14 protein-coding genes and 2 pseudogenes are annotated in these 23150 nt (G+C 45.9%); 3 read left to right on the plus strand and 13 right to left on the minus strand.

From position 1 onward, the window contains the following. Window positions 1-40 precede the first annotated feature (40 nt). The gene (gene hslO, locus AB4X21_RS09430) at window positions 41-913 is read left to right on the plus strand and encodes an Hsp33 family molecular chaperone HslO (protein ID WP_014714025.1); all 873 of its coding nucleotides are present in this window, start codon (window positions 41-43) and stop codon (window positions 911-913) included. Then, complete coding sequence (gene dusB, locus AB4X21_RS09435) at window positions 900-1877, plus strand: tRNA dihydrouridine synthase DusB (protein ID WP_049515988.1); 978 nt, start codon at window positions 900-902, stop codon at window positions 1875-1877. The genes hslO and dusB overlap by 14 nt, the downstream gene beginning before the upstream one ends. A 191-nt stretch (window positions 1878-2068) precedes the next feature. On the opposite strand, the gene AB4X21_RS09440 is transcribed toward dusB, so the two are convergent. The 12 genes and pseudogenes from AB4X21_RS09440 to AB4X21_RS09495 all read right to left on the minus strand — a co-directional run bounded on the left by AB4X21_RS09440 (window position 2069) and on the right by AB4X21_RS09495 (window position 20917). Next, complete coding sequence (locus AB4X21_RS09440) at window positions 2069-2755, minus strand: YoaK family protein (protein WP_369087910.1); 687 nt, start codon at window positions 2753-2755, stop codon at window positions 2069-2071. A gap of 129 nt (window positions 2756-2884) precedes the next feature. Further along, window positions 2885-3661, minus strand: a complete 777-nt coding sequence (locus tag AB4X21_RS09445; RefSeq protein ID WP_369087911.1) for an NUDIX domain-containing protein — start codon at window positions 3659-3661, stop codon at window positions 2885-2887. Continuing rightward, window positions 3662-4444: a nicotinamide riboside transporter PnuC gene (gene pnuC / locus AB4X21_RS09450; RefSeq protein WP_369087912.1), complete on the minus strand. Its 783-nt coding sequence runs from the start codon at window positions 4442-4444 to the stop codon at window positions 3662-3664. It lies immediately after the preceding gene. 10 nt (window positions 4445-4454) lie between these two features. After that, window positions 4455-5516, minus strand: coding sequence for an AAA family ATPase (locus AB4X21_RS09455; RefSeq protein ID WP_369087913.1), 1062 nt, complete (start codon window positions 5514-5516; stop codon window positions 4455-4457). 164 nt (window positions 5517-5680) lie between these two features. After that, window positions 5681-6392, minus strand: a pseudogene (locus AB4X21_RS09460) (hypothetical protein). A gap of 167 nt (window positions 6393-6559) precedes the next feature. Then, on the minus strand, window positions 6560-6967 hold the full coding sequence (locus AB4X21_RS09465) for a DUF4430 domain-containing protein (RefSeq protein ID WP_155172713.1): 408 nt from the start codon (window positions 6965-6967) through the stop codon (window positions 6560-6562). Then, window positions 6945-7433, minus strand: coding sequence for an ECF transporter S component (locus AB4X21_RS09470; RefSeq protein ID WP_155172714.1), 489 nt, complete (start codon window positions 7431-7433; stop codon window positions 6945-6947). Before AB4X21_RS09470 ends, AB4X21_RS09465 begins: the two co-directional genes overlap by 23 nt. A 9-nt stretch (window positions 7434-7442) precedes the next feature. Further along, entirely contained in the window at window positions 7443-9872 is a 2430-nt protein-coding gene (locus tag AB4X21_RS09475) for an ATP-dependent Clp protease ATP-binding subunit (protein ID WP_155172716.1), read from the minus strand. Beyond that, entirely contained in the window at window positions 9873-10337 is a 465-nt protein-coding gene (locus AB4X21_RS09480; protein WP_155172718.1) for a CtsR family transcriptional regulator, read from the minus strand. Between the two features lie 472 nt (window positions 10338-10809). Next, window positions 10810-13269, minus strand: a pseudogene (locus AB4X21_RS09485) (alpha-L-fucosidase); the annotation flags it as partial. 103 nt (window positions 13270-13372) lie between these two features. Continuing rightward, window positions 13373-20179, minus strand: coding sequence for an Ig-like domain-containing protein (locus AB4X21_RS09490; protein ID WP_369087914.1), 6807 nt, complete (start codon window positions 20177-20179; stop codon window positions 13373-13375). 216 nt (window positions 20180-20395) lie between these two features. Continuing rightward, the gene (locus AB4X21_RS09495) at window positions 20396-20917 is read right to left on the minus strand and encodes a DNA starvation/stationary phase protection protein (RefSeq protein WP_003001978.1); all 522 of its coding nucleotides are present in this window, start codon (window positions 20915-20917) and stop codon (window positions 20396-20398) included. A gap of 168 nt (window positions 20918-21085) precedes the next feature. On the opposite strand from AB4X21_RS09495, the gene AB4X21_RS09500 reads away from it, so the two are divergent. Beyond that, window positions 21086-21556 (plus strand): COG2426 family protein, encoded by a 471-nt coding sequence (locus AB4X21_RS09500; protein ID WP_369087915.1) that lies wholly within the window; start codon window positions 21086-21088, stop codon window positions 21554-21556. Between the two features lie 505 nt (window positions 21557-22061). Here the strand turns inward: AB4X21_RS09500 and tsf are convergent. Further along, window positions 22062-23102 carry a translation elongation factor Ts gene (tsf, locus tag AB4X21_RS09505; RefSeq protein WP_003001949.1) on the minus strand — a complete coding sequence of 347 codons (1041 nt, stop codon included), beginning with the start codon at window positions 23100-23102 and terminating at the stop codon, window positions 22062-22064. Window positions 23103-23150: the final 48 nt, after the last annotated feature.

Consider the following 23150-nt stretch of genomic DNA (forward strand, 5'->3'; position numbering starts at 1 on the left):
CTTGTCCCCACTTTGCTTGATTTGTGCTAAAATAGTAGGTATGGACAAAATTATTAAAACTATCTCAGAAAGTGGTGCTTTTCGTGCCTATGTACTAGACAGTACAGAAACTGTACGAACAGCCCAAGAAAAACATCATACACAAGCTAGCTCCACGGTCGCACTTGGCCGTACCCTCATTGCCAGCCAAATCTTGGCGGCAAACGAGAAAGGAGATACTAAAATTACGGTCAAAGTCCTTGGAACTAGCTCACTCGGAGCCATCATCACTGTGGCAGATACCAAGGGAAATGTTAAAGGCTACGTGCAAAATCCTGGAGTGGATATTAAAAAGACTGCGACTGGTGAAGTTCTGGTGGGACCATTTGTCGGAAACGGAGAATTCTTGGTTATCACAGATTATGGTACGGGAAATCCTTATAACTCCATGACCCCTCTTGTAACCGGTGAAATCGGAGAAGACCTGGCCTTTTATCTGACGGAAAGCCAACAAACACCATCTGCAGTTGGACTCAATGTTCTTTTGGATGACGAAGATAAGGTTAAAGTGGCTGGTGGCTTCTTGCTCCAGGTCTTGCCCAATGCTAAGGAAGAAGAAATTGCGCGCTTTGAAAAACGTATCCAAGAAATGCCTGCCATCTCCACACTTTTGGAATCTGAAGACCATATTGAAGCTCTTCTTGCCGCTATCTATGGGGATGAACCTTTCAAACGTCTCTCTGAAGAAGAACTTCGCTTCCAGTGCGACTGTAGCCGTGAGCGTTTCTTGAACGCTTTAGCAAGTCTGCCAGCTAGTGATCTAAAAGAGATGAAAGATGAAGATCACGGTGCAGAGATTACCTGCCAATTTTGCCAAACCCACTACCACTTTGACGAAAATGACTTGGAGGAACTCATTCGTGACAAATCTTAATACGCCATTTATGATCGGGGATGTCGAAATCCCTAACCGTACTGTCCTAGCCCCAATGGCTGGAGTAACCAACTCGGCTTTCCGGACCATTGCAAAAGAACTGGGAGCAGGGCTCGTTGTGATGGAAATGGTCTCTGACAAGGGAATCCAGTACAACAATGAAAAGACACTGCATATGCTCCATATCGATGAAGGCGAAAATCCTGTATCGATCCAACTCTTTGGAAGCGACGAAGACAGCCTCGCACGCGCAGCTGAATTTATCCAAGAAAATACCAAGACCGATATCGTCGATATCAACATGGGCTGCCCGGTAAATAAAATCGTAAAAAACGAGGCCGGTGCTATGTGGCTCAAGGATCCAGATAAGATTTACTCCATCATCAACAAGGTTCAGTCTGTCCTTGATATCCCTCTGACTGTCAAAATGCGGACAGGTTGGTCGGACCCTTCTCTAGCAGTGGAGAATGCTCTCGCTGCTGAAGCCGCAGGTGTCTCTGCCCTCGCCATGCATGGACGAACTCGGGAGCAAATGTATACGGGGCATGCGGATCTTGAGACCCTTCACAAGGTTGCACAGGCCCTAACTAAGATTCCATTTATCGCAAACGGAGATATCCGTACAGTTCAAGACGCCAAACAACGGATCGAAGAAGTCGGTGCCGATGCTGTCATGATTGGTCGCGCTGCTATGGGCAATCCTTATCTCTTCAACCAAATCAATCACTACTTTGAAACAGGAGAAATCCTGCCTGATTTGACCTTCGAAGACAAGATGAAGATTGCTTACGAACACTTGAAACGCTTGATCGATCTCAAAGGTGAGCACATTGCCGTTCGTGAATTCCGTGGCCTTGCCCCTCACTACCTCCGTGGTACCTCAGGTGCAGCCAAACTCCGTGGAGCCATCTCCCAAGCCAGCACCCTGGCAGAGATTGAAGAACTCTTACAATTAAACGCATAGACATACAACAAGAGGCTGGACATAAAGTGTCCAGCCTCTTATATATGATAGTTATAACTGCAAGACGCAGTGGTTGAGTGGGCTCTACTACACTGATTTCATCAGCTTTTACAGCCCTACTCAACTGTGCGGAGGTGGGACGACGAAATCGAATTCTAACGAATGACCGATTTCTGTCCCACTCTCTATTTTTATAAATTCTCTGTTTGCAGTCCGAGTTGTTTGACTCTAGCGGTGTAGTAAGTCATGATCAAAAAGAGGTTGGCTGTGATCAGCCAGATGGACCATTGGTGGATGAAATGCATGAGGATGGCCACGCTAATCGCTCCCGCGACAAAACTTCCAACGACAATCCCGTAATTCATGGCCTGACGCCGATACTCGACCAAATCCCCTTCCCCGCGAATGATTCGGTACAAAGCCGTCAGCATCTTGCGATAATTTCCGGAAGTCATAAAGATCACATAAGGGTGATTTTCGATCAAGCTCCCTGTAAAGGTCAACATCATCATTCCCGTTCCAAAAGCTATAAAGGGAACTTCTACAGGTGGTATGACAGACACCAAGGGAATCAGAAGTGTCACCACAAACAAAGGAATCAACATCTTGGTTCGCCAAAAGGCTGTCTTGCGATATTCTTTGATATGGAGGGCAACTACAAAGCCGATGGAAAAGAATAAAATAGATGAAAAACGCATGATGGTATTTTCGACACGGGGATCGTGCCAATCAGCGATGAGAAGCAGTAGGTTCCCAGTTTGGGTCGCGACTAAACTTCGGTAGTGCATATGGCAAAAGACATCTAGACCTCCACCGATAAAACCAAGTAGAGCTCCCATCAGTCGTGTATTTTGTGGTAAGATGATTTTTTCTTCCATAGTCGTATCCCTTTTGATTTCAATTATTTTTATTATACCACTTTGCACACAAGTGGAGCAGGAAAAATCAAAAAAGCCCTCCATTTACTATAAGTAAAGGAGGACTGGTAGAATAACCCCCTACTCAATCTACTGCTTTAAGCGATAGGTCTTGCGTGGTTTTTTCTTAGGAACCCGCTTGACGCCCACTTCTTCGACGAATTCTCCGAATTTCACGAGGAAGTTATTGCTAACGATGGGACGTCCCGGATTGATCAGATTGACCAATTCGGTTGCTTCATAAACGGTGAAAGGCTCTTCTAACAGATAGAGGAAGGTTGGATTCCAGTCCAAACGCCCCTGAATCCGCTTGATCGATTCTTGAATAATCTGGTAGTGGTCAAAGGCAAAATCAGAAGCAACTAAAGGTTCTCCACCGAGCAAACACTGGGACTTTTTGAAATCGACATCGAGAAAAATGACTTCCTTGGCATCGTCACCCGCATGGGCTAAGTCTACTGCTTCTGCTGGCAGGTAGACCAGATGGGCGATGGTAATGACCCAGCCTCTGGGGTCCCGCCCAGGGGTAGAAACCGTCAAGAGTTGCTCCACCTTATTAACTGGAAGATCGAGCCCGACTTCTTCTTTCACTTCTCGAATGCAAGCATGGGTCGCATCTTCATTCTTGTTCACAAAGCCCCCCACCAAGGCCAGGCGGTGTTGATAAGGGTGGGCCTTGCGGCGAATGGCTAAGAGCTTGAGCTTGTCTTCAACAAAACAGTAAGCCACCATGTCCGCTGTGACACTTGGAGTCTCATAAGTCGGTAAGTCTTGCTCCTTGTACCACTTGAGAAAGTCTGCTTCACTTGCGACCGTCTCAAAATACTCTTTCTCCGTCATTCCTGCTGGAATCAAGAGATTGGTCATTTAGGCCACCTCCTTCTTGAGGGCTTTGGTCCATTGGTACCAGCCCACTAAACTATTGAGCGTGTAAACCCAGTACATCCCTTGAATGTGAAGGCTCTGATCCCACCAGAGATAGATACTAAAGACGTTGGTCGCAATCCAGAAGATCCATTGCTCCCGGTAAAGGCGGGTCATCAGGAGCTGGCCAACCCCATTAGTCGCATCGGTAATACTATCACGGAAAGGGCGAGCGCTATGGATGCTCTGATACGCGAAGCCCATACCGATCCAAATCACAGCACACAAGGCTAAGTAGCGCATCCACTCAATCAAGTTCAATTTCTTGGCTTCAAAGTGAGATTCTTCGGCCTTACCTTGATCATTAATCCGATTAGAGAGCCAGACATAGAGACCGATCGGTTGCATGATGAAGAAATAAAGAGTTGTCAGAACTTCCCCGTAGAAGTTTTTATTGAGGGCTAAAACGAGGTAGATAGCGGAATTCACTGCTCCAAAGAGGTAGTTACTGGCACGTCCTTCGGCAACCAGGATAACACAGACAATGCCTGTCCAAGAGGCAAACAATCCTAGCCAATCATGCTGTCCTGTACGATTGGTCCATTCTAAGAGGAAGGGAACGCTGGAAAGAAGCAGGAGATAAATCCATTGAAAGGCTGTGCGCCCTACAAAAAGGTCCTTCCATAGGAGTTTCATAATATTGACAAAGCCTTGCTTTTTCGCTTCTCGGTGAACATTTCTAAAGTCTTGGATAAAGGTTGTGAATTTTTCAGATAGATTTTTCATAAGCTGCTCCTTAGTCGGCTTGGTAAATGGCATCGATAACGTTCTTGGCTTCTTCGTAGTTGCCGAGGTAGTCTGATGCGAGGAAAGTGGTTGGAATGTTTCCTAGGTACTGCTGGCGCAATTGGTCTAGGTAATTTGAAAAGCTGGTGCGGATCTCTTCATCGGCCATGGTCATGTCTCGGAATCCATCATTGACATAAGAACCGATCGGCTGTACAAATAGGATCAAATCCCATTTTTCTTTGGACAGAATACTGACAAAGAGGTTGTCAAAGGTATCAGTCATGCTGGTATCCTGGCCTTCGACTTCCATATAGTAGTCGTAGTATCCCTTGGTCACCAGGGAATTGGTATCTGCGATGACAAGGCCTCGATTGGCACTACTATCGATGAGCTTGGATGTTTGATCATACTGTCCTAAGAGGAGGTAATAGTAATCTTTTGGTGTGAGCTCATCATCCCGAACATTGTTCTTGATCTGGTATTCACGGGCATACTCAAGACTAACAGGCGCATCGTAAAAGCGAGCCAAGTCCTTTGCAAGGGTTGTTTTCCCGTTGCTGGCACTCCCCATGATCAAGACTTTTTTCGTGAACTGGCGTCGGAAGGGCTGAGCGATGTATTTCCAGTATTTGCTTGGATTTTCCCGGATCATGGTAGCAGAAATCCCGAAGCGACGCTCCTCTAAGTGAACTTCAAATCCTCTCGCTTCCAACTCTTCCCTGTAAGCTTTCTCCCCTACATAAAAGATCAACTCTTCTGTCTCTGTTTGATACTGGATGGTGTCAAGGGCTGTTTGTAACCAAGGTTCCCAACCCAAGGGATAACGAGGAAGTTCCGTCTCATCTAGCTTATAGACTTGAGTCAATTCATCATTTGAGAAGGCCTCACGAATATACCGGAAACGTTTTTGTAAGGTCAAGCCCACTTCTTCGCCTCGGTCCCCTTCATAACCAGATACGATGACACGAACACGATCACACTGACGCTTGGCCCGTTGGATCAGGTCAATATGCCCTTGATGAAGAGGAGCAAAGGTTCCAAAAACCAGGGCAATTCTTTCTTTTTTCATACGAACTCCTTTTTATAATTTTTTATAAATAGATTTTCTTTATGTTTTTATTATAAACTATATTTTATATCTGTCAATAGTTTTTTATAAAAAAATATATTTTTCTTTAAACCAATAAAAAAAGATCTGAAAAGATAAGATGACCCTTTCAAATCTTTCGAATATTATTCACGAGTGAGGGAGTGGCTGACACCGTCTTTAAGAACCGTCACACTGGATACAGAGCCATCTTTTCCAACTACAATATCCAGAGTCGCTGCAGAGCCATCTCCTGCCGAGAGATTAGCATGGTAATGGCCGTCATCCAAGGTATAGTTATAACCGCTGACGCCATAAGCTACGGGTTGACCCCCAGGCAGTTGGATAGTCACTTGACCACCTTTGCCAATAGTCACACCTGTGTCGCGTTTGTCAGACCAATTCCCTCTGCGCGGAGAAGTCCCCTCGCCACGGAATAGACCCCTTGTATTGGGCATTCTCCGTAGCAGAGGATTGTTGCTTAGCATAGGTATGACCTTCTTCTAGGCTTGGCAATTTTCCCTTAGCTGTTTTTGCTGGAGCAGCTACATCTTTTGTTTCCGATGCTCCTGGTGTCTCTGCTTTTGCTGGAGCAGGAGTTTGACTAGCTGCATCCCGGTTGGTCTTGCTACCAACGCTATGGTTTTCTTCTGATTTGCTATCAGAGGACGAAGAGGCAATCGGATCCTTACTAGTAATTACTTTTTTCTTAGAAGAGGAGCTGGTTTGTTTGACTTGACTGGTCTTTGAACTGCTCGCTTCTGAAGTTTTTTCTTCTTTATTCCCGCCACAAGCCCCTAGGAAAAGAGTAGCTGTCAGGGCCAGGGCTGCTAAGGAAATGATTTTTTTGTTTTTCATAACAGAACCTCTATTTGTAATATTTGTAATATTTTGTAACACTATTGTAACACTGCTATGTGAGGCTGTCAATAGTTTCTCAAATAAAAAAGTGAAAGTTGTAAGAAGTTTTAGGTAAGTTCCTACACTTTAGCAGAAAATAAGTCGGACAAACTGTCCAGCTTTTCTTATTTATACACTTCTTGATAGAATTCGATTTTATCCCCTTTTTTGACGGTGGTTTCAGTGGCACCTTTTGGAGCCATTTCACCATTGATCTTGTACATCCAGTAAAGGCCTTTGGATTCATCTTGGCTGTGACCGTCAATCGAGGTGATCAGGCCATTTTTTTCTTCAATCTTGTAGTTGGCTTTGAGCACTTTCATAAGGTTGCTCTCTTCTGCCACTTTCAAGGTTTTTGATTGCGCTTTCTGACCTTCTGGCGTCACACTAATCGTAATCGAAATTTCGTTTTTCTTGGCAACTTCTTTGCTAGAAGCAGTTGTTTGATTGTTTGTACTATGAGACGGAGCGCAACTCGCTAAAAGAAGAGCTGCAAGTAAGGTCATCAAGCTAGAAATGGTTTTTTTCAACATAAAATCTCCTAAAGATTTGATAGATAATGGGATAGAAAATGATCGTCGATAGAGCATGGGCAAGGTTAAAACTAAAACCATTGACCAAAGCATAGGTCCACCAAGGAATATGGTACATCAAGGCATAAACACTATCGATCAAGACCCCATAAGCAAAGGACAGTAGGCCCACAAAAAGGACCTGAAGGACAAAAGGCAACCACTTGTAACTGATGCGCCAAATGACCATCAAACAGCCAAAGGCGACAATCTGAAAGAACACAATCAGGCTCATCCCCAGGAAAAAGGCGGAGACAGACATGGTGATCATCATCACAAGAAAAGCAAAGCTATACCCTTCAAACATCACCAATAGAAAAAAGATGGCCGAAATAGGTTGGACATTTGGAAAAGGGGCAAAAGCCTGACGTAGAGCGACACAAAGGGCCGCCAAAAGCGAAATACGGGTTAATCGCTGAAGCGTCATGACGTCCTCCTAGACAATCTCAAACTTGATCGTTCCAGCTGTCGTTCCAACCTTGATCGTTTGCCCTTCTTGGGCTTGCCCTTTCAGCAATAGCTCTGCTAGTTGATCCTCCACTTCGGTCTGCAAGACACGACGGAGTGGGCGAGCTCCCATTTCTGGATCGTACCCTTTGGTTGCTAGCAACTTGAGCGCTGAAGGCTGGAATTTGAGGGTCATGCCTTGTTCAGCCAAGGTCGCGATGAGCGGTTTGACCATGACTTTCACCACCTGCTGCATGTCCTCGCTTGAGAGACTATGGAAGACCACCTTTTCATCAATCCGGTTGATAAACTCTGGACGATAGGTCTTCTTCAACTCTTCAAACATGCGTTTTTCCATATTGGCTTGGTCAAAGCGAATATCTTTGGCACCAAAGCCAACGGTCTTATCATCCCGAAGGGCTGTTGCTCCCAGGTTTGAGGTCATGATGATAATGGTATTGGAGAAGTCAATCTTCCGGCCTTTGCTATCGGTTAAGACTCCGTCATCCAAGACTTGCAAAAGGACATTGAAAATATCTGGGTGGGCTTTTTCCACCTCATCAAATAAGAGAACTGAATATGGTTTGTTGCGGACTTTCTCGGTCAACTCGCCTCCTTCTTCGTAGCCCACATAGCCTGGAGGAGCTCCGTTGAGGCGACTGGCCGCGAATTTTTCCATGTACTCACTCATATCAAAACGGATGAGGGCCGATTCATCATCAAACAGAACTTCCGCCAAAGCTTTGGCTAACTCTGTTTTTCCGACACCGGTAGGTCCTAGGAACATGAAAGAACCGATCGGACGTTTATTGCTACGGATACCTGATTGATTGCGTCGAATAGCCCGACTGATACTTGAAACGGCTTGGTCTTGACCAATCACGCGCTTGTGCAATTCTGCTTCTAAGTTTAGGTACTTCTTGGCATCGGTTTGGGTCAGTTTTTGAGTTGGAATACCAGATAATTGGCTCAAGGTCACCAAGACATCTTGGTCAGTGACTTCTTTTTTGTAGACAATGGGAGCGGCCTCTACTTCTAAGAGCTGGGCTGCTTTCTTCCACTTGCCATCCATCAAGGCCCGATCCAAGGCGGTCAACTCTTCTTTTACGTGACCATTGGAATCTCGGTTTTGTACAGTAGCTGCCGCTTCATCCAAGAGATCAATGGCTGAATCTGGCAATTGACGGCTGGTCAAATAGCGGTGGGCATATTTGACAGCTGTTTCGATCGCTTCATCGGTAATGGTCACATGATGGTGGTCCTGGTAGGTCTCTTTCAAGCCTTGGAGAATTTGGATGCTATCTGCAACACTTGGCTCTTCAATGGTGACTTTCGCAAAACGCCGAGAAAGGGCTGCATCTTTTTCGATATGCTTTTGGTACTCATCTTGTGTCGTTGCTCCAACTGTACGCAAGGTTCCTCGTGCCAGGGCTGGTTTTAGAATATTGGCTGCGTCTAAGGTCGAATCAATACCGGATCCTGACCCCATAATGGTATGCAGTTCATCGATAAAGAGAATCACGTGACCGTCTTCTTCGATGTCCTGGATGATATTGTTCATCCGTTCTTCAAAGTCCCCACGGAAGCGCGTCCCTGCAACGACATTCATGAGATCCAATTCAAGAACACGCATCTGTGCGATTTCAGCTGGAACATTGCCACTAGCGACCCGCTGGGCCAGACCTAATGCAAGGGCGGTTTTTCCGACCCCTGCCTCTCCCACCAATACAGGATTGTTCTTCGTCTTGCGGCTGAGGATTTGGATCATGCGTGAAATCTCTGCATCCCGACCAATCACAGGCTCAAGCTGGCCTGCACGCGCCATTTCCGTCAAATCACGGGTATAATCTTCAAGACCTCCACTGGTGCTTGGGGGCATGCCCATCATATTTCCCATGGTTTGGCGGTTAGGATTTTGGGCCCGATAAAGGCTCCGAATGGCTTTGATATCATTCTTGTCCCAGCCTGCCTTGTCTTCTAAATTCTTGCGAAGAGAGGCAATAGGAACTCCCTTGTCTTGCTCTGTAAAGGCAAAGCCGGCAAACTCCATGACTTGGCTCGCTAAGGTCCCACGGTCTGCTAGAAGAGAGAGGAGCACATGCTCTGTTCCCAAGGTCTTGGCATGAAGAACCTGGGCAATCTCCCTTGCGTGCTTCATAATGGCTTCCATCCGATAAGAAAATGGGAAGATTTCATACCGATTGTCGCTTTGAAAAGCTTGGCCTGTGATATGCTCCGCTGCATCCTGAAACTCATCGATCTGCATAGGATAATCGTTCAGTACAGAACCTGCCACGCTATAGGGATTATTGGCCATAGCCGTCAAGAGATGCCAAGTATCTAAGGTGTTCCCCTGATAGTGCCCTGCTAGTATTTGGGCCGCTTCTATACTTTCTAACAGTGCTGTTGAATAGTTCATCTAGTCGGTATTTCCTTTTCTATCTACTTGTTGAATGATTTTTTTCAGCATCGTTGCTCGTAGGATGAGAGCATCTCGACCTAGGACCTCATCGGAAGTTGTCGCAAGCAAGAGCTGAGTCTCACGTTTTGTCAATAATTTTTCTTCATAGAGCATCTGGAGGATATCATTAAAGACCTGCTGGCTGATGGCCTCTCCAATATTGGCTGCCAAGCCTTGGAGCATCTGATGGTGATCTGAAAACTGGACCTTGCCAATGCGGATATAGCCACCCCCACCGCGCTTACTTTCTACAATATACCCTCGGCTTTCGGTAAAGCGGGTCTTAATGACATAGTTAATCTGACTGGGTACAACCTGAAAGACATCGGCTAACTCACTTCTTTTGAGCTCTGCCATGCCAGCTTGAGCCAGCAAGGCCTTGATATAAGCTTCAATGCTATCAGATGTGTTCTTATTTGCCATGATGCTCCTTTCTGACTTGTTTTTTTCTAGATGGATGCTCTGCTCTTTGGTCCATAAAAAATGGCCTTGGAGTGTTCCTTCTCATCATTGACCTTATTTGACTATTATACAATTTTTACGGCTGTAAATAAAGCAAAGACTCTATGGAAATAGGAATCTCTTAAGGAAAGGAGAAAAATAAGGGAGTAGGAAAGAACTCCTAAAATTGAAAACGGTTGAAAAAGTTCCCAAAACCTTTTCAATTTTCCCACCCTACATAACTTCAACAGTCTGAGAGACTGTTGAAGATTGAGAATGAAGAAAATATTGTTTCCGCCACCATAGGTCGTCTTTGGAACTTGGAAGGTGTACATAAACTTAGGAAACTTGCTTCGCAAGCCCTATCTGCCACCTCATAAGCAGTACTTTGAGCACTCAATCATTGCGTCATACAGTTATTTCTATCAAACAGTGAAGGCTGGACAGTTTTTGTCCAGCCTTCACTATCATGCATTTTCGGTTCTTGGTCATCCACTGCTTTGCGATTTTTTGGCAGCTAGTCCTCGTTCATCACTTGGACTGTCAGATCTGGAATAAAACCGACCAGGCTTCCCTGATCTGGATGCAACAATTTGACCTTAAAGTCATAGACATCGTTCGCTTTTCCAACAAAATCAAGAGTTGGGACTTGGACGGTTTTTTCCGTTTCGCCGTCTGCGAACTCAAGGGTGACGTTGGTATCTTTGTAGACCTTGCCATGAACCCCTGTTCCTGGTTCTGTGATCAATTTAAGACTGGCACTTCCTTTATAGCCACCTTTTCTCTTGACGACGATTTGCGCTGGGTCGCCTTTTTTAACATCTAGGGTTGGCTGAACAAACTCAAAGAGACCCTTTTCTTGGTTATTGAGGGCATAAATCCCTTCCGTTGCGATCGCATCTCCCTTGCTATTGACCAAGGTCAAGGTGTGAGATCCTGCTGCCAAGTCCGGTGTTTCATAGACCTTTTGGCTACGTTTGCGGGTTGGGCTTTGGGTATTGACCATCGCTAGCTTTTGGCCATCGACATAGATATCCATTTCCCCATGACCAGGGTCGACGGTTGCGACCACATAGGCCTTGGTGCCCTCAAACTGATAGGTTACGGAAGCTCCCTTTTCCTTGGTCCACATAGAGGTGCCTCGAACGCCTTCTCCCTCTTCATTCCATTGGCCATTGGCCCGCTCAGCTGTCCGGTCAGAATAATAGGTCAAACCAAGCGGATAGCCATCGGTTTCTTCAATGCTAGCTGGCGTCTTATAGACAGAGACTCCGTTCAAGATTGGAGTAGCTTGGGCATCGGTGATGGACACCCGGATATAGCGACTATCAACCGGTTGCCCTTTGATCAAACGGCGGTATCCTACGGTTGAGCCAGCCCCATAAGGAACCCATTGGCCATTCACTGCCACATCAATGGTGAAAGCAGAAATCCGTTGGCCTTTCTCGATCGTTTCCTTGAGCTCTACCACATCAAAGTGTTGCTCTTTCCCAAGATCGAGGACAAAAGAACCGTTCTTGGCATCATCAGCGGGGGCCCAACTGGTCTTTTCATCGCCATCTGTCAAACTGCTGGCCTTGTAGAGCGGATTGCATCGTGTCGATTCAGCTTCGACCAAAGCTCCTGCCGCATAGTCCACACTGTAGAGTTGGTCCAAGGTCTGACGGAATTCTTTCAAACGGGTCACATCGGCATCCGCAAATTTCCCATCTTGATTGGGTGGAATATTGAGCAAAAGCGGGGTTCCACGGCCGACCGATTTGAAGTAAATGTCCATCAATTCGCGCAAGGACTTAGGCTCTTGATTGTCATGGTAGAACCAGCCGGAGCGAATAGAGACATCGGCTTCTCCCACTGAGTATTGCTTCCCTTCCGGATCCCCGTGATTGAGGTAGCTATTAGATGGATTGTTGCGGATCTTATCTGGATTGACCTTTTGCCAAACCGGATCTCCGGCAATCCCCTTTTCATTTCCAATCCAACGAACATTGGTCGGCTCAGCAGAGAAGATAGCAATATCCCCTTGGGCCTTGCGAATGGCCTCAAACCACTTGTCAAAGGTATAGGTGACTTTTTGAGCCCCATCGCCACGCGCTCCATCCATCCAGACTTCTACGAACTTACCCTTGTTCCCATATTTTGGATCTTCAAGGATTTCCTTAAGCTGGTTGAGATAGTATTCGTTGTATTGGTCCTCTGTATCCACATGGTAGAGTGGGCTGTGAGCATCCCAAGGCGAGAGGTAGACCCCCATGCCCATGTCATACTTGCTGGCAGAAGCAGAAACCTCGGCTAGGACATCACCTTTTCCATCCTTCCAACCACTTTTGGCAATGGTATGGTCGGTGTATTTGGAAGGGTACAAGAGGAAGCCATCGTGGTGCTTGACAACCATGATCGTCCGTTTAAAGCCAGTATCCTTCAGGATTTTGATCCACTGATCGGTATCCAGATGCTCTGGATAAAAATAATAAGGATCTTCTTGCCCATCTCCCCACTCACGATCGTAGTAAGTATTCATCCCAAAGTGGATGAAAGCCGCTAGTTCTTCGCGGTGGTATTGCATTTGGGCCTTGCTTGGAAGCGGTCCGTAATCCGCAATCTCAGACTCCTCATCTAGAGAAGCGACTGGTTGGGTTGCTTCTGTCCCTTGGCCAACTGTGCGATTTTCTTTCTCACTAGTAGCTGGTGAGGGCTGTTCTGATTCTTCTTGGTGCTCGTTCATAGTTTTCTCCTCCTTTCCTTGATGATCGACATCGCTCGTTTCAACCCGTTCTTCACGTGGTTCACTATTCTCAGCTTATTCCTCTGCGTAACTGGTAGTGACACCTAAAAAACAAGTCGCTACGACTACCGAGCAGACGCCTACTGAGAGTTTACGAATGCCAATCTTATCAAATAATCTTTTTCTCATATTCTATTCCTTTATGTCACCAGGTAAAGAGGGTGGGGCTTCCCCATCCTCCTTCTTTTACCTGTGAACTTTTCACCGTTTTTTGCTAGTTTCTCTAGCTGTTTTACTTGGCCTTATTGGCTCTTTTTTTCTGATCGTCCAGCACAGCACTGGCAAGGCCCGCCGCTAGGATTCCAGCAACGAGGCTTGCGACACTTTCTTCCGTTCCCGTATTTGGTAATCTACCTTCGGAAACTGGAGCAGCTGAAACTGCTGGTGTTTGAGCTGTTTTCTCGACTTCCTTCCCTACTGCATCCGTCCCTTCCTGGCGTACCGCTTTGACCTCAAGAGATGTTTGAGGAGTTGCGGTAGCTACTGGTCCTTCTGAGACATGAGGACGCTCTGGGTCCGGAAGCGGTTGTGGATCTGGTTGTGGCTCTGGCTGTGGCTCTGGTTGTGGAGTGTCTGGAAGTACTTCTTTTGTGCCCACCTCTGTGATTTCTGCCACTGGATCTAGCTCTACAAAGGCATCCAGTTCCTTCCGGCTTTCCACACCATTTTCTTGAGAGACTTCCACCAAGCGCAATTTGCGGCCTTTTTGACCTTCTTGAACCACACGTTTCTCACCTTTTGGAAGTTCCACATTTGGACGTTCTAAGCGTTCAAAGTCCATCTCTTCTGGCTCAATCACCAACTCTGGTTTGGTATGGACCAGATTCTTAACTCCTTCTTCAGGAATGGCCGAGCCTGTAGGTGCTTTTGCGGATAGAGAAAGTTGATATACTTTTTCAAGCTTGCCATCTTCTGAGACAACCTTGACAAGAACCGGAGCATTGGCACTTTTAGCATCGATGACCGTAACGGCTGTTCCATTCTTGCCTTGTGCTGAAACGATTGGATGGTCTCCCTCATACTCTAGATGATAATCTGTCACATCCGGTTTAAAACCTTCTAGGTCTTTGCCATTCACTTGGATCGTGACATCAGTTGTTGCCTGGGCCTCTTCTGTTGGGGCATAGGCACTCAATTCAACGATTCCAATTCCTTTTAGATGTTCATCACGGACCATTCTTAAACGGATGGCTTTGGTTCTGGTTTCGTTGAAGCTGAGGTTAGAGATATAACCAGGTTCAAAGGCATAATCCAAACTATACGGGATTTCTTCCCAGTTAGAGGCCTGGTTAAATGGATGATCTGGAAGATTTTTCAGATTGCCATAATCATCTGGGACATCAAAGTCTGGACCAATGTAGCGTTCAAGAACCGTTTTCGTTGGCAGACCTGTTTCCTGATCTGCAAAAAAGTCGACCGCTACTTTATTGACCAAGCGCTCTGTTACTTGACCATTTTTCTTGAAGATGAGACCAGCAAACACTTCTGTTTGATCCGGCTCTCTCTTCCAGTTGGTCCAACGGTAGTACTCGTTGTAGCCACCATCATTGATGTAATCGATATAGTCGATTTGATTTGGATCGAGATCGTTTGTTTCACTAGCAAATGCTCTGGTATCCTCTGCATTGTAGTCACGGTTCACAGATAGGATTTCTCCTGTCTTTTCGGACACACGGAGGGTCAGCTGAGCTGTCAAATCATAGCCGAGGACTTTTCCTTCTAACGTGAAGCTGCCTTCATGAGAAAGTGCATCAGCTGGGATAGCCTGCCAGTCCACCGTAAGTTCCTTGCGTTCGTAACCTGTGTCCCCTTTGAAGTAGACACCTATGGTAGATGGTAGAACCAGATCTTGACCGACTTTCACAAAGCGGCTACCTGCTTCCACTGCTACTGGAGCAGCTTGTTTCAGTTTTTCTGCATCGCTTGTGAGATGGAGGCGGTATTCTTGTAAGATGGTGCCGTCTTCCGCTTTATGGATGACACGGATTGGCTCCCCTTCATGGACGCTTGGGACAACCGTTGCAAGGCCGTGATGGCTGGCTGTCGCTTCCACTTGTGGATAAGCCCGATCACGCGCATCGATGTAGTAATCGGTCACACTTGGGTTGACACCTGGCAATACATCGCCATTGACGCGAATGGTCACCTGGCTCTTTTCTTCTGCCGCAACCTTATTGGCAAAGATCTGAATCTCTGAAATAGAGCTTCCACGTTTGCCTTCTGGCGTCTTCATACGGATACGAACAGCATAGGTGTAGACTTTATCAAAACTGAAATGATTCATCTTACCAGCTGCTACCGGTTCTTCAACGGTTAGGTTGCTGACTTCTTTCCAGTTAGCTGGATTGTTAAATGGATGGTCTGTTTCGTCTTTAACACGATTTGGATTGTTTGGAACCGTTGGGATTTGTTCCCCTGTATAGTACTCAATCACATACTCACTTGGAGCGCCAACGCCGTGGTCTTCATGGAAACCAACATGGAGGTTGTCCACTGCTCGCTTAGTCAAGATACCAGAATCCCCAAACAAGATACCGACAGAATCTTCCGCATTATCACGGCCCCAGTTGGTCCAACGGTTAGCTGGAGCATCGGTAAAGGAGATGACCTTATCATTGACCTTAGCAACTGGATCCGCATCGTTAGAGTCACTTGCAAAGGCGAGTGGCAAGACTGATCCTGTCCATTGCTCTGCTACATTGGCTCCCTTGACTGTGGTGCTAGAAACACGAATATGAAGACGGGTTGGAAGGTTGGTTCCTTCTACACGACCGGCTAGGACAACTTCTCCTTCTTGGGCCAAGAGTTGCGGATCGACCGCATCCCAGGCCACCTTGGCAGCATAGGTCTTGCCATTGGAGTGATAAGTCCGCACGCTTTCTGGAAGGGCTGGTTTTTCACCAACTGGCGTTGTCGTGCTGACTTCTTCTACAGCGATAATGCCTTCAACCGTTACTTGAGCTTGGGCTTCTTTTTCCACACCCTCTACATGACCTGTGACTGTAAAGCTATGATAATCCTTGACTTGATCTGCGGTTACGGCATCCCAGGTCACACGTTTTTCTTTCGGGAATCCCTTATCATACTCGACCAAGACGGTCTCTGGAAGAGCTGGCAAAACGTTTCGATCGGTGCTGATCCGTACAGGACGCACCTTGACAACTGTCTTTTCTTCTGGATTTGGCGTGATGGTAAAGGTTAATTCCCCTGTTTGTCCTTGGAAGCTAGCTTGTAAATGAATCAATCCTGCTTCCCGTAGTTCCAAACCTTTCTTGCTTGCGACCGCTTTTCCTTGACTACCAGCTCTTGTCTTCACATCGATTTGATCTGCTTTGAAACTTGCCTGGCTACCATCTTGGTAATGGGCAATGACTTCAAGTGGTACCGTTTGGTCTTCCTTGAGTTCCTGTCCTTCTGGCAGACGCAATTCTAGGCGCTGGATCTGTGGACTTTCTTCTTGGAATTGGACAGCATAGGTCTGGACAGCTCCCGTATCCTGAGCAGTCACAAAGATTTGAGCCTTCAAACCATTTTCACGGCTAGCTTGTAGGACCGTCACTTGGGCATTTTCTGCACTTGCTGTGACTTGACCAGGCTCTTGCCCATAAGCCAGCGGACGGAAAATAGTATGATTGCCACTACCAAATTTTGGAAGGGCTACCCCATCTAGCTGCACAGTTGGTTTCTTAGCCTTGCTGACTATTCCACCTGCAACTACTAGCGTCGCTTGGACGGCTTCCCCATTGCCTAGGAGACCTGTCGCCTTCAAGCGAGCACCTGGTGTGGACAACTGATCTTCTTGACCAGCTTCCAAGGTCCATTGATCAACTTCATAGCTAACTGTTCGGCCATCTGTGAAGACCAATTGCACAGTCTTATCCACTGTCGCTAGATCTGCTCCCTGTGGGATTTGTTTGATAACTGGAAGGACTTGCTCCACACCGATCACATCGACCAGAGCTTCGACCGTCCGTCCTTGAACATGACCTGTCACCCGGACTTGGCCAGCACGACTATAGTCTGCTGCATCCCATTCAACGGCTTCTTCTTGGGCCTTGCCATCACTATAAACAACAGATACGTGACTTGGAAGTTCAGGATTTTGTCCCAAGTACACTTGAGTTCGAACCGGTTCGACTCCCAAGACAGAGCGTTCTTCCTGGTCCTTCTTACCAGTAAAGAGGCTGACTTGGTCTGACTGCAAGCGGTCTGAGTCTGCATACAGGGTAAAGGCACCTGCTTGCTCAGTCGATTTGACAATGACAACCCCTTTGCCGTTAAAGGCCCGACGTTGCCATGAGCCATCTTCCTGCGCTTTGTAGCGTTCCCGGCTGGCTTGTTCCCCATTATCGACACCGACAATTTGACCTTGTCCATGCAGATGGAAATGCACCAAGTTATTGGCAGTTGGGACCACACGACCTTCTTCATCAACGATTTCGTAGGTAATATAGCTCAAATCCTTACCGTCCGCTGCAATCGCGTGTTCTTCTTTCAACAAACGAACACCCGCAGGCTTGCCGGCTGTTTCGACTTGATCTTTCGCGATCACTTCTCCTGCTTCGTTGCGCGCAATAGCTTCCACTTTGCCGGGTACATAAGGGACCAACCACTCTAGATAGAGTTCATCCGGATTTGCCCCTTCTTGGTAGGTCCGGCCATCAGCTGTGGTCTTCTTGGTAAAGGTCTTGACTCCTTGTGATTCCCCATTGACAATCAGTTCCACACTGTGGGCATTGGAGAAGGTTCGAACAGGGATCCGTCCTTCTTCATCCATGACACGATTGGCTAATTCTGGATTGTCCCAGTTCCAATGTGGTAAGAGATGGACCATTGGATGTTTCTCGGCCGATACCCATTGACTTTGGTAAAGGTAAAAATCATTCTTCGGAAGGCCGGCAGTATCGACAATACCAAAATAAGAACTTTTCACAGGTGTGTCATTTTGGTTGTGCCATGGGGTTGGCTCACCGATATAGTCGGTACCTGTCCAGATAAATTGACCTGCATAGCCGGCATGATCGCGGTCAAAGGTCCAAGAGGCTGTCGCTGTCCGACCCCAACCAACCCGGTCATTGCCGTAGTCTGATTGTTCATAGTGGCGATCTTCTTGGTTGCTTCCGACCCATTCTCTTTCAGGGTGGTAGTAAGAGCCCCGTGTCCGCGTTGCAGAAGAGGTTTCAGAACCATAAATGAGCCAGTTTGGATGTTTAGCGCGTAGGCTTTCATAGTTGGCCTCTGAATAGTTAAATCCAACCGCATCGAGCTCTGCTGCTACTTTTTCATGGCCTCCTGAGCCATCGCCAAAGCGGAATTTATCAGCTCCCATGGTGACATAGCGGGTTGCATCCACGTCTTTGATGGTCTTGACCAACCGACGAACAGTTGCGACAGATTTGTCTGATCCATCTGCTTCACCGACTTCGTTACCGATTGACCACATCACAATAGAAGGATTGTTCTTACCCCGCTCTACCATGGTCCGTAGATCGTAATCTGACCAAGTATCGCCTTTACGAGCTTCTGGGTGTGTTGCATCCTTTTCAAAGAATCGACCGTAATCGTATTGCTTCTTGCCACCATACCAGGTATCAAAGGCTTCTTCTTGGACCATCAAGCCCAACTCAGCCGCAATTTGCAGAGTTTGTTCACTGGCTGGGTTGTGGGTCGTCCGGATGGCATTGACCCCCATGTCCTTCATCTGTTTGAGACGGCGGTATTCAGCCTTGTAATTTTCCTCAGCTCCAAGTGCCCCGTGGTCATGGTGAAGGGAAACACCGTGGAATTTCGTAGCCGCTCCGTTAAGGAAGAAGCCACCTTCTGGTGTCCAGTTGAGATAGCGATAACCAAAGCGTTCCTTTTGCACATCGACCAATTGCGAATCCCGATAGACCCGTGTATACAAAGTATAAAGGGCTGGGTTATTTGTTTTGACATCCCAGAGGGTTGGTTTTTCAACATGCAGGGTATGAGACAGGTTGATCTCTTGACCTGCTAGAACAGCTTGTGCTTCACTGCGTGTTTTTTCGCTCACCACTTGGCCATTTTGATCGACAATTTCATATTCCGCATAAATACTATGGGCTTGATCATCCTGGTTGACAATGCGACTCTTCACCACTGTATCTACTGCCCCATTTTGCTGTTTTTCCAACTGAGGGGTCGTAATCGTAGTCCCATACTGCGCTAAATGAACCTTGTCCGTTACACTCAGCTTAACATCCCGGTAAATCCCGCTACCAGAATACCAACGGCTACTTGGTTGTTGATTGACCACATGAACGGCGATGGTATTCTCGCTTCCATCCGCATTCAAATAAGAAGTAATATCATAAGAAAAGGCATTGTAGCCATTTGGATAATGACCGACGAATTGTCCGTTTACATAGACTTTGGAATCCATGTAAACCCCGCCAAATTCCAAGCGGACCTTCTTATCTAGATCTTTGTCGTCCAAACGGAAGGTCTTTCGATACCAAGCATCCCCTCCGTTTAATTGCCCCCCTTCATTTTGAGCAGGAGAGTTGTGATCGAAATCAAAGAAAATAGACCAATCATGAGGAAGATCTAATTTTTTCCAATCCTTGACATCCACTTGACGCCCTTCTGCACCAGGAGCTGCATTTAATTTAAAATACCAATCTTTATTAAAATCACGTTCTCGATCTTGCACAATATCCTCCGCTACACGATTTTGATCTGGAGCAGCTGTTGCTTCCGTTCCTGTAGCACGCTCAGATGAAGTAGAAACAGGCTGGCCTTCGCCTTGAGGCGCTGGCTTTTCCTCAGCTCTGGTAGGGGTGATGACAGCTGGAGCTTCTGAAACCCTTGCACCAGCTCCAGGAACTTCCGCTTCTGAATTTTCCGTCACAACACTTGGTGTCTCAATCGAAGTCGGTTCACTTTCGAGGGCTGGCTTTTCTTCCGCATGGACCCTTGAAAGACCCAAGGCAGAAATCCCAATCACAACAGAACAAGCTCCAACTGAGAGCTTACGAATACTAAAAACAGGACGCTTTTCAAAAAAAGACTTTCCCATAAAAACCTCCTCTTAGGATTAACCATTCAATTTGTAAGCGCTTTCTTATGCCTGCGAACGCTTACAGAAAATCACATATTAACTATACCAAAAAAATAGGAGCGATAGGCCTCGATTTCGCTCCAACTATAGTTAGATTAAGAACTCCTTTAATTAGTGGAAATCTCCTACGAAGCAAAAAAATAGAAGCCAACGGCTTCTATTTTTTTTATGATCTTATAATCCTGGTTCTTGACCAAGTTCAGCAGCCACCATCCAAATGTTCTTTTCAAGTTCTGCTTTAGCCCCAACAAAGATATCGTTGGTTACATCGTCGCCTTCAGCGTCAGTAACATCCAAAGCTTTTTGGTAAAGGCCGTCAAGGTAATGGAAGATTTCAAGAACACGAGTCAAGCTTTCTTCTACATTTTTTGTAAATGTTCCACGGCGTTCTTCAATATTGCTGTGTTCCAAAAATTCAGTCATGCTAGAATATGGCGCACCACCAAGAGTGATCAAGCGTTCGCTCACTTCATCCAAGGTTGCATCCAAGCTGTCCATGTATTCGTCCATTTTTGGATGCCATACCATAAAGCCACGTCCACGCATGTACCAGTGTACTTGGTGAAGAGCAATGTGAGCCACGTAGAGATCTGCTACCACTTGGTTCAAGAGGGCTTTTGTTTCTGGAAGAGTTTCTTTATTAGAAGGCGCAAAAGTTGCTACATCAGTAGCTGCTTCATGTTTCATAGTTGTCATGTTATTTCTCCTTTTTATAATGATTCTAATTAACTATGTCTTTATTATATGCTTCCTCCATCAGAAAGTCAAGATAAAAGATTTAAAAAGATCATTCCAAAGCTGGAATTGTTGCCAATTGAAAGAAGATACGATAGAATAAAGAAGACTAATCGAAAGGCATTACCAATGAAATATATATTTACCTTCCTGATCTCTATGGTTCCCCTCGTTGAGTTGCGTGGAGCCATCCCTTTTGCCATTGCAAATGGCATTCCCTTATGGACAGCACTCCTGATCGGAGTGATCGGAAATCTTCTCCCCGTCCCTCTGATCTTCTTTTTCGCCCGCCATATTCTCACCTGGGGCGCAAAAAAACCAGTCTTCGGAGGTTTTTTTAGCTGGTGTCTAAATAAGGGGCATAGAGGCGGACAAAAATTAGAGAAAGCTGCGGGAGATAAAGGTATTTTCTGGGCCTTGTTGCTTTTCGTTGGAATTCCTCTTCCCGGAACTGGAGCCTGGACTGGTGCCCTTGCTGCTTCCATCCTTGACTGGGACTTCAAACGCAGTAGTCTTGCTGTCATGCTAGGGGTAATCCTAGCCGGCCTCATCATGGGAACCCTTTCCCTACTTTTAGGAATCGATACCTTCGCACATTAACCAAAAGACTGAAGCAACGGCTTCAGTTTTTACTTACAAAAAAGAAGTTTCCGTTCCTCTAAGAGTATAGACAAACTGTTTTTTTCAAATCTAATAAATTCTATAAAACAAAAAAATTTATTTATTAGAATTACTCAGTCATCTACTAAAACTTTCCGCTGTGAGAAAAGTGCTAGAAACTATCATGTTTCTAGCACTCGGGAGTTTTGGAAGTAAAACAGTTCGGGGAACTGTTTTAGCATGAGCCTAAAATTTGAAAAGCGAATGGATTCAAAACGAATTGAACACGGGCTGCGGATCGTGTCAAAAAGATAAGTCTTCCTAGAATCTAAAGATTCTGCATCAAACTTCCTATTTTGACTTTATCCGCGAACGCCCTTTGTATCTTAATTTAGTCATGGAACTTCTTTGAAGTTCGCTTACGTCCGTACTCACCTAAGGAAAGTTATTTAGATGAATTTATCTTACAAAAAAGAGGTTTCCTTCGAAACCTCTTTTTTTATTCTTAGTTGTTAAGAGCTGCTGCCATTGTAGCTGCAACTTCTGCTTCAAAGTCATTTGAAGCTTTTTCAATACCTTCACCAACTTCAAAACGAACGAATTCGATAACTGAAGCATTTACTGATTCAAGGTAAGCTTCCACTGTCTTGCTGTCATCCATGATGTACACTTGTGCAAGAAGAGTGTAGGCTTGGTCAACCTTCGTGTTGTCCAAGAAGAAGCGATCCATTTTACCTGGGATGATTTTATCCCAGATTTTTTCTGGTTTACCTTCAGCTGCCAATTCCGCTTTGATATCTTCTTCAGCTTGAGCAACTACTTCATCAGTCAATTGTGCTTTTGAACCGAATTTCAAGTGTGGAAGAGCTGGTTTACCAACCATTGCACGGCTTTCGTTGTCTTGGTCGATGACGTGGTTCAATTGTGCCAATTCATCTTTCACGAATTGCTCATCCAATTCTTTATATGAAAGAACAGTTGGTTTCATTGCAGCGATGTGCATTGAAATTTGTTTAGCAAGTGCCTCGTCTCCACCTTCGATCACAGAGATAACACCGATACGTCCACCGTTGTGTTGGTATGCACCGAAGTGTTGTGCATCTGTTTTTTCAAGCAAAGCAAAACGACGGAATGAAATCTTTTCACCGATTGTAGCTGTTGCAGATACGTATGCAGCTTCAAGAGTTTCACCTGAAGGCATTGTCAAAGCAAGAGCTTCTTCGTTGTTAGCTGGTTTACCTTCAGCGATCACTTTCGCTGTTGCATTTACCAATTCAACGAATTGAGCGTTTTTCGCAACGAAGTCAGTTTCAGCATTCACTTCAACAACTGCTGCAACGTTACCATTGACATAAACACCAGTCAAACCTTCAGCGGCAACACGGTCAGCTTTTTTAGCTGCTTTAGCCATACCTTTTTCGCGAAGCAATTCGATCGCTTTTTCGATATCACCTTCAACTTCAACCAATGCTTTTTTAGCGTCCATGACACCAGCACCAGATTTTTCACGCAATTCTTTTACAAGCTTAGCTGTAATTTCTGCCATTTTTGTTCTCCTATATTTTTTTAATAAAATAAGAGGGTAGGGCTGAGC

The organism is Streptococcus sp. CP1998 (genome assembly GCF_041026655.1).
GTDB lineage: Bacteria > Bacillota > Bacilli > Lactobacillales > Streptococcaceae > Streptococcus > Streptococcus dentalis.